The following is a 14,161-nucleotide window of genomic DNA, read 5'->3' as shown; positions in this document are numbered from 1 at the left end:
TACTGGCTTAATTACTGCCGAACAAGCGATTTTCCTGTTCTGCTACGCGGATAAAGGTAGTACGTTTGGTCAGCTCTTTGAGACGCTCTGCGCCGACATAGGTACAGGCAGAGCGCAGGCCGCCAAGAACGTCGCGTACCGTGTTCTCGACCGGACCGCGCAAAGGCAGTTTCACTGTTTTGCCTTCTGCAGCGCGGTATTCGGCGACACCACCAACGTGGCGTTTCATGGCAGACTCTGAGCTCATGCCGTAGAAGAGCATGAATTTCTCGCCATTTTCTTCAACGACGGTGCCTTCACATTCTTCGTGCGCTGCCAGCATACCGCCAAGCATCACGAAATCTGCGCCGCCGCCAAACGCTTTCGCCACATCACCAGGGACTGCGCAACCGCCGTCACTGACGATTTGTCCGCCCAAACCGTGCGCAGCATCCGCACATTCGATAACAGCAGAAAGTTGCGGATAGCCCACACCGGTTTTCACACGTGTAGTGCAGACAGAACCCGGGCCGATACCGACTTTAACGATATCTGCGCCGGAGAGAATCAGCTCTTCAACCATTTCGCCCGTGACCACGTTGCCAGCACAAATGACTTTGTCCGGGCAGGCTTCACGAACGCGCTGTAAGAAACTGACAAAATGTTCGGAATAGCCGTTAGCGACGTCAAGGCAAACAAATTTCAGCAGCGGGGAAAGCGCCAGGATTTGCAGTGTTTTAACAAAATCAGCTTCAGACGTCCCGGTCGACACCATCACATTCCGTAATACTGACTCGTCAGCGGAAGTAATGAAAGCCTGCCATTGTTCGATGCTGTAATGCTTATGCACCGCGGTCAGCAAACCAAAAGACGCGAGTACCGTCGCCATGCGGAATGTACCCACTGTGTCCATATTGGCAGCAATAATCGGCGTGCCTGACCAGCTGATACCAGAGTGTTTGAATGTGAATGTGCGTTCCAGTTCAACTTCGGAACGGCTTTTGAGGGTAGAACGCTTAGGGCGGATGAGTACGTCTTTAAAACCTAACTTCAAATCTTCTTCAATACGCATGACGGCTTTGTCCTGGTTTGGCGACGAATCGCTAGGGCGTACAACAAATTTTAGACACCCTTTCCAGTGGTTTTATCATACACAGGAAAATGACAACGGCAAGATGGCTTTTACAACATACATCACAGACTTTTGATTGCGCTGATGAATAATTCTTCGCATCAAAACCACGTCGAAGGCGGCTTGCACTTACTCATAATCTCTTTATCATTTACCTAACTAATTTTATCAGAGCGCCAGTATGAGCTATATCGTTGCATTGACCGGAGGTATCGGAAGCGGCAAAAGTACCGTTGCCGAAAGCTTCAGCCGTCATGGCGTAAGCATTGTCGATGCAGATATTATTGCCCGCCAGGTTGTAGCGCCAGGTGAGCAGGCGCTGGAAGAACTGGGCAAACGATTTGGCAAAAGTATTATTCTTGCCGATGGCTCACTGAATCGCCCGGCGTTACGGGAGCGTATTTTTAGTAATCCGCTTGAAAAAGAATGGGTTAATAAATTATTACACCCTATTATTCACGCCCGGACACAGAACCTTATTGCGCAGGCTGATACGCCTTACGTGCTTTGGGTGGTGCCGTTATTGATTGAAAACGGATTGCAAACGCAGGCTGATCGCGTTCTGGTGGTGGACGTCGAGCCACAAATTCAGCTTTCCCGCACCATGTTGCGCGACGGCGTTGACCGCCTCCAGGCTGAAAGTATTATTGCCGCGCAGGTGAGCCGTGAAAAACGCCTGGCCTGCGCGGATGACATTATTGATAACAGCGGCGATCCGCAAACGATCGAACCGCGTGTTGCCCAATTACATCGCTGCTATCTGAAACTGGCAGCGGGCGAAAACAGACAGGATATTGCCAAGCATGATTGATGTAGCTGCAACCGTTCTTTTTGAACATCCTCTGAATGAAAAAATGCGTACCTGGTTGCGTATCGAATTCCTGTTACAGCAGATGCATGCGAATGCACAAATTACTGCTGCGGCTTCGGCCCTGCTGTTCTTCCGCACCGCGTCTGATTTACTGGACGTGCTGGAGCGCGGAGAAGTCCGTACTGATTTGCTGAAAGAGCTGGAACGCCAGCAACAAAAATTATCCCAATGGCAGGATGTTCCGGGTGTCGATGCATCGCGAATTGACGGATTGCGTGCCGAACTAAAACAGTGCGCTTCCGTATTGATGAAAGCACCGCGAATCGGTCAGGCGCTCAAAGAAGATCGTCTGATTGCACTGGTTCGTCAACGTCAGAGTATTCCGGGTGGTTGTTGCAGTTTCGATTTGCCAACGCTTCACCTCTGGCTGCATCTTGCACAATCCCAGCGTGACAGCGAAGTCCAGAACTGGCTTGAAACACTGGCTCCGCTCAACAACTCACTCACGATGGTACTGGGTTTGATCCGCCAGTCCGGCGCTTTTCGTAACCAAATCAGCCTGAATGGTTTTTTCCAGGATAACGCAGAAGGTGCAGATCTGTTACGCTTGCGCCTCTCGATGGAAAACCAGCTTTACCCGCAAGTTTCCGGGCACAAAACCCGTTATGCCATCCGCTTCTTACCGCTGGACAGCGAGCATGGCGTGGTTCCGGCACGACTGAGTTTTGAACTTGCCTGCTGCTAGGAGTTGCAAATGGATCCCGAAATTATTGAAGTAAATTGCCCGACGTGTAACAAGACGGTGGTCTGGGGCGAAGAAAGTCCTTACCGTCCTTTTTGTTCCAAACGCTGCCAGCTTATTGATCTCGGCGAGTGGGCCGATGAAGAGAAACGCATTCCGAGCAAAGGGGATGTGAATGATCTGGATGACTGGAGCGAAGAAGAAATTTCACACTGACATCTGTAAGATGCCGCATTTAGCAGATGTTAAAAAAGGGGCGTAGCCCCTTTTTTGTGGGCGCTCTGATGCCCAGAAAATCAGAATTCGTTGTTTTTCAGGGCGTTTACAACAGCCTCGTTGGCGGGAGGAAATTCTTCCGCTTTCAGGTCTGACTGTTTAACCCAGCGCTTTGGTTGCCCTTCTTTTCCATATGGCTCGCCCTGCCAATCTTCCACCAGAAAGAAGTAAAGCGTGATAATGCGATCCGGGAACCGGTGCTCAAGCGTTTTCAGCAAAACAGGGGCTTTCGCCTCAATGCCCACTTCTTCCTGCAACTCACGAATGACGGCCTGCTCAGGCGTTTCACCCGCTTCTATTTTACCACCCGGAAATTCCCAGAATCCCGCCATGTGTGAAGATGCATCACGTTGAGTAATAAAGATTTCTTTACCGGAATTACGGATAATACCGGCTGCGATATTCAGTTGTTTAAGCGTCACTTTTCCACCTATTGACTGACTATAATGACTGTCTTAAATAAGGATTTTTAGACAAAAATAAAGGCGGTGATTAGCCGCCTTTAAGATTAACACGATGACTTAGCCTGATATCTTACTTTTGCAGACGGCCATGACATTGTTTGTATTTTTTACCAGAACCACATGGGCAGAGATCGTTACGGCCAACTTTACGCTCGCCGGATGCGGCAAGACGCGCAGCCTCAGCCACTTCAATTTCCTGCTGATCCTGATGGCTCAGCTGCTGCTGACGTGCCAGATGCTCGGCTTCTTCGCGGCGCTGGATTTCCATTGCTTCAATTTCTTCAGGCATACGAACCTGAACTTTGCTCAGCACGCTGACCACTTCATATTTCAGTGACTCCAGCATGGCGGCAAACATGGCAAAGGATTCGCGTTTGTATTCCTGCTTAGGATCTTTCTGCGCATAACCCCGTAAATGAATGCCCTGACGCAGATAGTCCATCGCGGCCAGATGCTCTTTCCACAGGGAATCAAGCGTTTGCAGCATCACGCCTTTCTCGAAGTTACGCATCATTTCTGCGCCAACCACTTCTTCTTTACGGGCGTAAGATTCTTTTGCGATTTCCATAATACGTTCGCGCAGGGTTTCCTCATGCAATTCAGGCTCTTTATCCAGCCATTCTGCAATTGGCATTTCCAGCTCGAAATCTTGTTTCAGGCGATCCTGAAGACCCTGAACATCCCACATTTCTTCCAGAGACTGTGGTGGAATGTAGCTGTCGATAGTCGCTTTGAACACGTCCTCACGGATGCTGGCGATGGTTTCGCTCACATCAGACACGTCCAGCAATTCGTTACGCTGGCTGTAGATCGCACGACGCTGGTCGCTGGCGACATCATCGTATTCCAGCAATTGTTTACGAATATCAAAGTTGCGGCTTTCCACTTTACGCTGAGCATTGGCAATCGCTTTGGTGACCCAAGGGTGCTCAATCGCTTCGCCCGGTTTCATACCCAGTTTACGCATCATGCCCGACACACGGTCAGACGCAAAGATACGCATCAGGGCATCTTCCATTGACAGATAGAAGCGTGATGAACCGGCGTCCCCCTGACGACCTGCACGGCCACGCAGCTGGTTATCGATACGGCGTGATTCGTGACGCTCAGTACCGATAATGTGCAGACCACCGGAAGCGAGAACTGCATCGTGGCGAATCTGCCATGCGGCTTTAATTTCTGCGATTTTCTCGTCAGTGACTTCTTCGCCGAGGTTTTCAACTTCAACCTGCCAGCTGCCGCCCAACACGATATCGGTACCACGACCAGCCATGTTAGTTGCGATGGTTACCGCGCTTGGCTGACCTGCCTGTGCGACAATATCTGCTTCTTTGGCGTGGAACTTGGCGTTCAGAACGCTGTGAGCGATGCCCGCTTTAGTCAGTTCGTTGGAAACGACTTCAGATTTCTCAATCGAAATGGTACCCACCAGAACCGGCTGGCCTTTGGCAGTACACTGACGGATATCTTCGATAATCGCGCCAATCTTTTCCATTTCAGTCATGTACACCAGGTCAGCCATATCTTTACGCACCATAGGGCGGTTCGTTGGCACAACGATGGTATCCAGTTTGTAAATGGAGCTGAATTCGAACGCTTCAGTATCCGCAGTACCGGTCATACCGGCCAGTTTTTCATACAGACGGAAGTAGTTCTGGAAAGTAATTGAAGCCAGCGTCTGGTTTTCGTTTTGAATATCAACGCCTTCTTTCGCTTCCACTGCCTGATGCAGACCATCAGACCAGCGGCGCCCCTGCATGGTACGACCGGTGTGTTCGTCAACGATGATAACTTCACCGTCTTTCACGATGTAATCGACATCGCGGGTGAACAGCACGTGTGCGCGCAGCGCAGCGGTGACGTGGTGCATCAGCATAATGTTGGTCGGTGAATACAGAGATTCACCCTCTTCCATAATGCCTGCTTCAACCAGCATTTCTTCGATCAGAACCAGACCGCGCTCAGTCAGATGAACCTGACGTGCTTTCTCATCGACGGAGAAGTGGCCTTCCCCCTGGAAAGTGTCGGAATCTTCTTTTTCCTGACGGATCAGTTTAGGGATCAGTTTGTCCACGCGGGTGTACATCTCTGAGCTGTCTTCTGCCGGACCGGAAATGATCAGCGGAGTACGAGCTTCATCGATCAGGATGGAGTCAACTTCATCTACCAGCGCGTAGTGCAGTTTGCGCTGAACGCGTTCTTCAGGGCTGAAAGCCATGTTGTCGCGCAGGTAGTCAAAACCGTATTCGTTATTTGTACCGTAAGTGATGTCGGCAGCGTAAGCAGCGCGTTTAGCCGGAGAAGGCATGCCCGGCAGGTTAATACCGATGCTAAGACCGAGGAACTCAAACAATGGACGGTTATTTTCGGCGTCACGCTGGGCTAAGTAGTCGTTGACGGTTACGACGTGAACGCCTTTACCGCTCAATGCGTTCAGGTAAGCCGGCAGCGTTGCGGTCAGGGTTTTACCTTCACCGGTACGCATTTCCGCGATGCAACGCTCGTTGAGCACCATGCCGCCGAGTAACTGGACATCAAAGTGACGCATACCGAAGACACGTTTACTGGATTCGCGAACCACTGCAAAGGCTTCCGGGATCAGAGTCTCCAGGACTTCGCCCTTTGCCAGACGCTCACGGAACTCATCGGTTTTAGCTCTCAGTTGCTCGTCGGTCAGCTTTTGAATTTCAGGTTCCATGCGACCGATAAGGTCCACAACTTTACGCATGCGGCGCAGTGTACGATCGTTACGGCTACCAAAAACTTTGGTCAATAATTTGATTAACATGATGCTTAATATCTCTTGGAGGCCACTCAATGTAGCCACTAATTCATTGATTTATAAATAGAGTTTAAATTTACAGTCTGTTAAATCAGGAAGGCCGGGCCAGCACGAATGCCTTGCACCTGTGCTAACCACAGGCCGGTTTGATGCGATGAAGAGAAATTCAGGAAAGGTTGTTGCGTGTGACGGATGATAACAGGCGGTTTGGATTCATGCGTCAGTAATGCATTCAGAGTCACCAGCAGCGCAAGTTGCTGTACATGCAGAGGTTCAGCTTCCTGTGCAACAGCTTCAGGCTGAACTGCGGTGTAAACGACCTGAGGTGCCAGTGCAAAAGAAAGATGACGGATGACCGTGCGCAGTGCATGCTGCTGCCAGTAATCGACACCGAAAGACGGGCGGCGATTTGCCTGGAGCAACGCGAGGTTACTCAGCCCTGTACTGCCGATGTTAAGTCGGTTTAGACTTGAGGAAGTATTGGGAACCGCAGGAAGTTCCGTTTGCGAGAGGTTCGTTGACACGCCAAGGCTCGCCGCGACCATCCCCAACAGGAGATGCGGCCAAAAATACCTTCTGCCAAATTGTCGCCAACGATTTAGAATACCAATCACAAGTTTACAATCCGCCGGAGCCCATCATGCGCGATAGCCGCCCACAATTATTAGATATCCTGTTCGATGACGCCTCTTCCACAGAGCAAAGCCCGCTGCGCATTGTTCAACAGCGTGCGGCGGCGTTATTAAAACTTAACCGCGCAGTGAAAGGTCTGTTACCGGTGCCCATGCAACCATGGTGTCGTGTCGGTAATTATCGACAGGGAGTTTTAGTGCTCGAGATAGCTAATGCCAGCTGGATGATGCGCTTACGCTATGAACAACCCGCATTACTCTCTGCACTTCGAGCGCAAATTCTACCATCATTGTCGTCAATCGACATCAGGATTAATCCTTCGCTCATGGCGAAAATGGAAAATGCGTCGCAGATTGCGGTTAAAAATAAAGCGATCGCATCTGAATCGATGCCGGTCAGACATTTGAGTGCGCAAAGTGCGGAAGAATTACGGGGACTTGCGAGCCGTAGCCCGGAAAAGCTCAGAAAGGCATTAGAACGACTGGCTGAATTGGCCGGAGAGGGTGCCAAAACAACCAGTCGTAATAAGTCATGATATCAGTACCGATTACGCCAATACTGTAGAAGGTGCTTTAAAAGCCACAGGCATTTCAGCTTCATCCTGGAAGGTAACTAATTCCCAGGCTTCCTGCTTAGCCAGTACCGCTTGCAATAACTTGTTGTTCAACGCGTGGCCAGATTTGAATGCGGTAAACGCACCAATGATGTTATGCCCACACATGAACAGGTCACCGATAGCATCAAGCATTTTGTGACGAACAAATTCGTCTTCAAAACGCAGGCCATCTTCGTTAAGCACGCGGTAATCATCCACAACAATCGCACAATCGAAGCTGCCACCCAGGCACAAACCACGTGACTGCAGATACTCGATATCACGCATAAAACCAAAAGTACGTGCGCGGCTGATTTGGCGAACGAATGCTTCTGCGGAGAAGTTCATTTTGTAGCGCTGAGAACTGGAATCAATCGCCGGATGATTGAAGTCGATGGTGAAGTCCAGAGAGAAACCATTGAATGGTTTAAACTCTGCCCATTTATCACCGTCTTCAACACGCACAGTTTCTTTGATGCGCAGGAATTTCTTCGCGCTACTCAGTTCTTCGATCCCGGCGTCCATCAACAGATAGACGAAAGGCGCGGCGCTACCGTCCATAATCGGCACTTCAGGCGCATCGACTTCGATAACAATGTTATCAATGCCCAGGCCAGCTAATGCCGCATTAAGGTGTTCTACCGTAGAAATGCGTACGTCATGCTCATTAACCAGACAAGTGCAGAGCATGGTATCACGCACGGATTTTGCATCTGCCGGGAAATCAACCGGGGGATTCAAGTCAGTGCGACGATAGATGACCCCGGTATTTGCCGGTGCAGGACGCAGAGTCAGGGTGACTTTCTTGCCGGTATGTAAACCGACGCCCGTCGCCTGAACGATACGTTTTAATGTACGTTGTTTGATCATCGTTTTTATCTCGCAATGTTATCTATCCAACCGACCTAAGCTTACCTTAAGATCGGCGGGACAGTTTAGCACAAAGAGCGGAGATCCTACAATTCGGACTAGTCTGCCTGCTTACGCAGGAAGGCCGGGATGTCCAGATAGTCGGGCTCTTTATTAGATTGCGCGCTTTGATCATTCACCACTTTAGCCGCTGGCTTGGTTTCCTGCGGCAACGGAGACATTCCGTGCTGCTGGTAGCGGTGATCCATCACTGGCTGACTGGCTGGCTTGTTGGTCACCAAAGTGATCTCAGGACGTTTGTCCATGCCGATGCCGGTCGCAACCACGGTAACACGCAGTTCGTCATTCATTTCCGGGTCAAGGGAAGTACCAATAACCACGGTCGCGTTGTCAGAAGCGAAAGCACGGATAGTGTTACCCACGGTTTCGAATTCATCCAGACGCAGGTCGAAGCCCGCTGTAATGTTGACCAGAACGCCGCGCGCGCCAGACAAGTCGATGTCTTCCAGCAACGGGCTGGAGATCGCCATTTCAGCCGCTTCTTCAGCACGGTCTTCACCACATGCCACGCCGGACCCCATCATGGCATAACCCATTTCGGACATTACGGTGCGCACGTCAGCAAAGTCGACGTTCATCAGACCCGGACGGGTGATCAGCTCAGCGATACCCTGCACCGCGCCTTTCAGCACGTCGTTGGCCGCACCGAATGCGTCCAGCAGAGAAATACCGCGACCCAGAACTTTCAACAGCTTGTCGTTCGGGATGGTGATCAGGGAGTCCACATGCTTGGACAGTTCAGCGATACCCTGCTCCGCGAATGCCATGCGCTTTTTGCCTTCAAAGTTGAAAGGCTTAGTCACCACGGCAACGGTCAGAATACCCAAATCTTTTGCAACTTCAGCGACTACTGGCGCTGCACCGGTACCGGTGCCGCCGCCCATTCCTGCAGCGATAAAGACCATGTCTGCACCTTCAAGCGCAGCGCGCAGGGCTTCACGGTCTTCTTCTGCAGAATTACGACCCACTTCAGGGTTCGCACCAGCACCCAGACCTTTGGTAATACCGCTACCGATCTGAATTGTCTGGCCTACAGCCGTTTTACGCAACGCCTGTGCGTCTGTGTTAACGGCAAAGAATTCAACACCTTCGATGCGCTCACGCACCATGTGTTCGACAGCATTACCGCCGCCACCGCCGACGCCGATGACTTTAATCACCGCGTCGTTGGTCAGTTCCATAGGTTCAAACATAGTTTCTCTCCGTTTTGTGCCTGTCGCGTCGGAATCAAAAGCTATAACAGCATGATCCCGTTGTTAAAACATTAAAACTCTTTTCTCAGCCAGCTGTTGATTCGTTTGAACCAGTTGCCCACTGAGGCGCGTTTTTCCACTTCGGCCTCACCGCTCAGGTGAGACTCCTTCCCGTAGTGCAGCAGCCCTACAGCCGTTGAGTAGTAAGGTTCCTGCGCATAATCTGTCAGCCCTGTGATGTTCAGAGGTTGCCCGATACGCACCTGGGTATGAAATACCCGCTGCGCACAAGCTGCCAGACCATCAATTTGTGCTGCGCCGCCTGTCAAAACAATACCTGCGGCCAGATGATGTTTTACGCCTTGCTGACGTAACTGCTCCTGCAATTGCAAAATTTCGTCGTTCACTAGATTCAGCAATTCTGTATAACGAGGCTCGATGACTTCAGCCAGTGTCTGGCGTTGCAGACTGCGTGGCGGACGTCCGCCTACGCTCGGCACTTCGACGTTTTCGTCTTTGCCGACGATCGAACCTAATGCACAACCGTGGCGAACCTTGATGGCTTCGGCATCGGTCGGTGGCGTTCCAAACGCATAAGCGATGTCGCTGGTGACCACGTTCCCTGCATAAGGGATAACCTTAGTATGACGTAGTGCGCCGCCGGTATAAACCGCGATATCCATGGTTCCACCACCAATATCGACGACACAGACCCCTAATTCGCGTTCATCTTCGGTCAGAACCGCATAACTGGCTGCCAGACCGGCAAAAATAAGCTGGTCTACTTTCAAGCCACAGCGTTCAACCGCCTTAACAATATTCTTCGCCATATCGTTATGGCAGGTAATCAGGTGAACTTTTGCCTGCATACGCACGCCGGAAAGCCCGACAGGGTTTTTGATCCCTTCCTGATAATCAATGGCATATTCCTGAGGGATCACATGCAGAACACGATGCTCATCACGAACGCGAACCGATTTTGCGGTATGCACAACGTTCTCTACATCTTCCTGCGTGACTTCCTCTTCCGAAATAGGAACCATCCCTATTTCATTCTGACAACTGATATGTTTACCCGATAAAGCAAGGTAAACAGAAGAAATCTGGCAATCAGCCATCAGTTCAGCCTGATCGATAGCGCGCTGTACGCACTTCACCACCGATTCCAGATCATTCACGCCACCCTTGTCCATGCCACGGGACGGGCAACTGCCCACACCGATAATATTGACCATGCCATCGGGCAGAACTTCCCCCACCAATGCGGCGACTTTTGCCGTACCGATTTCCAGCCCAACTACCAGTTTTCTGTCCGTCGACTTGATCATTGTTGTTTAGCCTGTGCCTGATTCTGTTGCTGATTACTGTTTTGCTGGTCAATAAACTCCGGAGCCCAACCTACCGACGCACCGCTGTCATAACGTAAATCGACATACGTAATGCGTTTTTTATCGGCTTCAGCCTGTTGCTGGAATCGCGGGTAAAGCTCGATAAAACGTTGTAAACGCCCCATCCGGTCATCTCTTCCCAATTCCAGACGGACGTCGTTATCCAGAGTTAACTGCCACGAGTGACGCGCACTCATTGCTACTGCCTTCAGCGTGAATTTCCCGGCGGCCAGCGCCTGGCTCATCGTTTGAAAGCCCTGCAAAACATCCTGTTCGCTGCCTTCCGGACCGTAAAGCAACGGCATTTTCTGTTTGACCACACGTTCAGCGGGTATGCTGAATGATTTGCCATCGGCATCAACCATATGCAAATCATTCCAGTGTGCGACCGGCACATACTCCACCAGGTGTATCTTCAATTCATTCGGCCATTGCTTGCGGACGCTGACCTGTTTTATCCAGGGTAAACGTTCAATCTGCTGCTGAATGACGTTTACATCCTGCGTCATGAACGTTCCAGGTGCCCCTAAGGACAGAATCGCCTGACGAATATCATCGTTGGTCGTGTAATGACGTTCCCCCGTAACCACAAGCTGGGACAACGGTAACCGGTTCGCATCCTGCATCCAGCCAATAACGGCCCACGCACTCCATAAAATAGTTCCTACCACCAACAGCAAAAACAAAATTCCTGCCAGCTGGCCACCGTTACTGCGACGGCCGCTGTTGTCGGCCGTCTCACGCTCTCGGGTATTCAGGGCGGCTTGAGACATATCAGTCAGCCAAAGCCAGAATACGGAAAACGAGTTGCGGGAAGCTCAGACCAGAATGTTTCGCCGCCATTGGCACTAAGCTGTGGCTGGTCATTCCGGGCGAAGTATTCACTTCCAGCAATTTAAAGCTGCAATCACCGTCCTGCATCACGTCTACACGCCCCCAGCCACTGCAATCGAGTGCCTGATAAGCCTGCAAGGCCAGCGCAGATAACTGTTTTTCCTGCTCCTCGTTTAAACCGCTCGGGCAAAAATACTGCGTTTCGTCAGACAGATACTTCGCCTGATAGTCATAAAACGTTCCGGCTGGCTGGATACGGATTGATGGCATAACCTGATCGCCAACGATAGCGACCGTGTATTCCGGGCCGCTTAACCATTTTTCAATCAGTACGTTATCGTCATGGCGAAAGCCTTCCTGCAGGGCGGGCAACAACTCTTTTTCAGTTGTCACTTTGCTCATGCCGACGCTGGAACCTTCGCGGCTCGGTTTGACGATAACCGGCAGGCCTAATTCGGCGATTTTTACCGCCAGAGCGCCCTGCCCTGCTTCTTCAATTTGTGAACGATGCAATGCAACGAATGGGGCAACCGGCAAACCCAGCGCCTGCCACACCAATTTGGTGCGGAATTTATCCATGGTCAGCGCGGAAGCCATCACGCCACTGCCGGTATACGGCAGGCCGATTTGCTCGAGCAACCCTTGCAACGTACCGTCTTCACCGCCGCGGCCATGCAGCGCGATAAAGACTTTGCTGAACCCTTCTTCTTTAAGAAGCGCCACGTTGAATGCTTTAGTATCGATGCCGTGCGCATCCACACCTGATTCGCGTAAACCTGCCAGCACGGCAGCACCGGACTGCAATGACACATCGCGCTCTGCGGAAGTACCACCCAACAATACCGCTACTTTCTCAGACATGATGTTCTTCACCTTTTCTCACTGGCTGCAACTTTTGATCAGCCAATTTACGGGCCACTTTGCCAACATTACCGGCACCCTGCACCAGCACTAAATCATCACCTTCGAGGATCTGCGCCAGACTTTCAGGTACTGCGTCAATATCAGAAACCAGAATAGGATCCAGCTTGCCTCTCGCACGAATGGTGCGGCATAGCGAGCGGCTGTCAGCTCCCGGAATTGGCGCTTCACCGGCCGGGTAAACGTCAAGCATGATCAGCACATCGACCTGAGACAGCACATTCGCAAAATCGTCATATAAATCACGGGTACGCGTGTAACGGTGAGGCTGGAAAATCATCACCAGACGCTTGTTCGCCCAGCCCGCACGCGCGGCTTTGATTGTCGCATCCACTTCTGTCGGATGGTGACCGTAGTCATCAACCAGCATCGCGCTCCCGGTTTTTCCGTTTACATTTTCCAGCGCGTAATCGCCCAGGAAATCAAAACGACGACCGGTTCCCTGGAAACCTTCGAGCGCGCGCAGGATAGCGTCATCGCTGATGCCTTCATCTGTCGCTACGGCCACTGCCGCAGCAGCATTCAGGGCGTTATGTCGGCCCGGAGCGTTCAGCGTTACGCTGATCAGCAGCAGATCCTGACGACGGATCGTAAAGTGCCCCTGTGCGCCAACCTGACGGTAATTCTCGATAATGACATCCGCGTCTTCGCTGAAACCGTAGGTGGTCATATGGCGGCCTACGCGCGGGATCAGCTCACGGATCACCGGATCATCAATGCACATCACTGCGCGTCCGTAGAACGGCAGGTTGTGCAGGAAATTCACAAACGTCTGTTTCAGGTTTTCAAAATCGCCCTGATACGTATCCATATGGTCTGCTTCGATGTTGGTCACAATCGCCACCATCGGTTGCAGATGCAGGAAGGACGCATCGCTTTCATCCGCTTCTGCAATCAGAAAACGGCTTGAACCCAGACGTGCATGCGTTCCGGCTGCTTTAACCAGTCCGCCATTTACAAAAGTCGGATCCAGCCCGGCTTCTGCGTATATGCTGGTGACCATCGCCGTGGTCGTGGTTTTACCGTGTGTACCTGCCACGGCAATGCCGTGACGAAAACGCATCAGTTCGGCGAGCATTTCCGCGCGACGGATAACCGGAATACGCGCTTCACGGGCGGCAACAATTTCCGGATTATCGGAAGAGATCGCCGTCGAAACCACCACCACGCTGGCATCCAGCACATTCTCCGGGCGGTGATTGAAATAAATTGTCACGCCGAGTGCGGTCAGCTGCTGCGTGACTGCATTCGGTGCTAAGTCAGAACCGCTAATCTGATAGCCTTCATTGGCCAACACTTCGGCGATACCACCCATGCCGGCACCACCGATGCCAACAAAGTGAATGTGCCGGACACGATGCATCTCGGGCACGAAGGTACGCAGTTTCGCCAATTGTTGTGTATTCACGTTTTTATTCACTATTTCAGGTTACTGATTAATCCGTTTCTTACGGCTGGGACCACGCTGCGCATGGCCCGTT

Annotated in this window: 14 protein-coding genes; 4 read left to right on the top strand and 10 right to left on the bottom strand. The window is 51.4% G+C overall.

The genetic code is table 11. The annotated features are described in order from the left end of the window. Positions 1 to 7: 7 nt before the first annotated feature. Positions 8 to 1,051 (bottom strand): GMP reductase, encoded by a 1,044-nt coding sequence (locus tag ACLBVC_RS09320; RefSeq protein WP_410149365.1) that lies wholly within the window; start codon positions 1,049 to 1,051, stop codon positions 8 to 10. A gap of 241 nt (positions 1,052 to 1,292) precedes the next feature. Between ACLBVC_RS09320 and coaE the strand changes: the two genes are divergently transcribed. From coaE to yacG, 3 genes are read left to right on the top strand one after another with little or no spacing between them, the layout of a single operon-like run. Beyond that, positions 1,293 to 1,922 (top strand): dephospho-CoA kinase, encoded by a 630-nt coding sequence (gene coaE / locus ACLBVC_RS09315; RefSeq protein WP_410149364.1) that lies wholly within the window; start codon positions 1,293 to 1,295, stop codon positions 1,920 to 1,922. Then, on the top strand, positions 1,915 to 2,667 hold the full coding sequence (gene zapD / locus ACLBVC_RS09310; RefSeq protein WP_410149363.1) for a cell division protein ZapD: 753 nt from the start codon (positions 1,915 to 1,917) through the stop codon (positions 2,665 to 2,667). The genes coaE and zapD overlap by 8 nt, the downstream gene beginning before the upstream one ends. Before the next feature lie 9 nt (positions 2,668 to 2,676). After that, positions 2,677 to 2,880 (top strand): DNA gyrase inhibitor YacG, encoded by a 204-nt coding sequence (gene yacG / locus ACLBVC_RS09305; RefSeq protein ID WP_152325120.1) that lies wholly within the window; start codon positions 2,677 to 2,679, stop codon positions 2,878 to 2,880. Positions 2,881 to 2,960: 80 nt separating this feature from the next. Here yacG and mutT read toward each other — a convergent pair whose 3' ends face one another. The 3 genes from mutT to secM form a co-directional block, all read right to left on the bottom strand. Then, a complete protein-coding gene (mutT, locus tag ACLBVC_RS09300) occupies positions 2,961 to 3,362 on the bottom strand; it encodes an 8-oxo-dGTP diphosphatase MutT (protein ID WP_195813728.1) in 402 nt (133 codons plus the stop codon). Positions 3,363 to 3,474: 112 nt separating this feature from the next. After that, a complete protein-coding gene (secA, locus tag ACLBVC_RS09295) occupies positions 3,475 to 6,192 on the bottom strand; it encodes a preprotein translocase subunit SecA (RefSeq protein WP_410149362.1) in 2,718 nt (905 codons plus the stop codon). A gap of 80 nt (positions 6,193 to 6,272) precedes the next feature. Beyond that, positions 6,273 to 6,800, bottom strand: coding sequence for a secA translation cis-regulator SecM (gene secM, locus ACLBVC_RS09290; RefSeq protein ID WP_410149361.1), 528 nt, complete (start codon positions 6,798 to 6,800; stop codon positions 6,273 to 6,275). Between the two features lie 26 nt (positions 6,801 to 6,826). Between secM and ACLBVC_RS09285 the strand changes: the two genes are divergently transcribed. After that, positions 6,827 to 7,354, top strand: coding sequence for a DUF721 domain-containing protein (locus tag ACLBVC_RS09285; RefSeq protein WP_410149360.1), 528 nt, complete (start codon positions 6,827 to 6,829; stop codon positions 7,352 to 7,354). A 12-nt stretch (positions 7,355 to 7,366) separates the two neighbouring features. Here the strand turns inward: ACLBVC_RS09285 and lpxC are convergent, their stop codons facing one another. From lpxC to murC, 6 genes are all read right to left on the bottom strand, one after another. Next, the gene (gene lpxC, locus ACLBVC_RS09280) at positions 7,367 to 8,284 is read right to left on the bottom strand and encodes a UDP-3-O-acyl-N-acetylglucosamine deacetylase (RefSeq protein ID WP_410149359.1); all 918 of its coding nucleotides are present in this window, start codon (positions 8,282 to 8,284) and stop codon (positions 7,367 to 7,369) included. A 98-nt stretch (positions 8,285 to 8,382) separates the two neighbouring features. Continuing rightward, the gene (ftsZ, locus tag ACLBVC_RS09275; RefSeq protein WP_013577005.1) at positions 8,383 to 9,537 is read right to left on the bottom strand and encodes a cell division protein FtsZ; all 1,155 of its coding nucleotides are present in this window, start codon (positions 9,535 to 9,537) and stop codon (positions 8,383 to 8,385) included. 71 nt (positions 9,538 to 9,608) lie between these two features. Beyond that, on the bottom strand, positions 9,609 to 10,865 hold the full coding sequence (gene ftsA / locus ACLBVC_RS09270) for a cell division protein FtsA (RefSeq protein ID WP_009634688.1): 1,257 nt from the start codon (positions 10,863 to 10,865) through the stop codon (positions 9,609 to 9,611). Beyond that, positions 10,862 to 11,698, bottom strand: coding sequence for a cell division protein FtsQ (ftsQ, locus tag ACLBVC_RS09265; RefSeq protein WP_410149358.1), 837 nt, complete (start codon positions 11,696 to 11,698; stop codon positions 10,862 to 10,864). The genes ftsA and ftsQ overlap by 4 nt, the downstream gene beginning before the upstream one ends. 1 nt (position 11,699) lies before the next feature. Next, positions 11,700 to 12,620, bottom strand: coding sequence for a D-alanine--D-alanine ligase (locus tag ACLBVC_RS09260; RefSeq protein ID WP_410149357.1), 921 nt, complete (start codon positions 12,618 to 12,620; stop codon positions 11,700 to 11,702). Further along, entirely contained in the window at positions 12,613 to 14,088 is a 1,476-nt protein-coding gene (gene murC, locus ACLBVC_RS09255; RefSeq protein ID WP_410149356.1) for a UDP-N-acetylmuramate--L-alanine ligase, read from the bottom strand. The genes ACLBVC_RS09260 and murC overlap by 8 nt, the downstream gene beginning before the upstream one ends. Positions 14,089 to 14,161 lie beyond the last annotated feature (73 nt).

The organism is Rahnella selenatireducens, assembly GCF_046449555.1.
GTDB lineage: Bacteria > Pseudomonadota > Gammaproteobacteria > Enterobacterales > Enterobacteriaceae > Rahnella > Rahnella selenatireducens.
The sequence above is the reverse complement of the archived record's forward strand: the minus strand, read 5'-3'. Positions and strand labels throughout refer to the sequence as shown.

Coding starts and splice junctions, on each gene's coding strand:
- ACLBVC_RS09320 (WP_410149365.1), bottom strand. CDS start 1,051: ATGCGTATTGAAGAAGATTTGAAGTTAGGTTTTAAAGACGTACTCATC.
- coaE (WP_410149364.1), top strand. CDS start 1,293: ATGAGCTATATCGTTGCATTGACCGGAGGTATCGGAAGCGGCAAAAGT.
- zapD (WP_410149363.1), top strand. CDS start 1,915: ATGATTGATGTAGCTGCAACCGTTCTTTTTGAACATCCTCTGAATGAA.
- yacG (WP_152325120.1), top strand. CDS start 2,677: ATGGATCCCGAAATTATTGAAGTAAATTGCCCGACGTGTAACAAGACG.
- secA (WP_410149362.1), bottom strand. CDS start 6,192: ATGTTAATCAAATTATTGACCAAAGTTTTTGGTAGCCGTAACGATCGT.
- ACLBVC_RS09285 (WP_410149360.1), top strand. CDS start 6,827: ATGCGCGATAGCCGCCCACAATTATTAGATATCCTGTTCGATGACGCC.
- lpxC (WP_410149359.1), bottom strand. CDS start 8,284: ATGATCAAACAACGTACATTAAAACGTATCGTTCAGGCGACGGGCGTC.
- ftsZ (WP_013577005.1), bottom strand. CDS start 9,537: ATGTTTGAACCTATGGAACTGACCAACGACGCGGTGATTAAAGTCATC.
- ftsA (WP_009634688.1), bottom strand. CDS start 10,865: ATGATCAAGTCGACGGACAGAAAACTGGTAGTTGGGCTGGAAATCGGT.
- ftsQ (WP_410149358.1), bottom strand. CDS start 11,698: ATGTCTCAAGCCGCCCTGAATACCCGAGAGCGTGAGACGGCCGACAAC.
- ACLBVC_RS09260 (WP_410149357.1), bottom strand. CDS start 12,620: ATGTCTGAGAAAGTAGCGGTATTGTTGGGTGGTACTTCCGCAGAGCGC.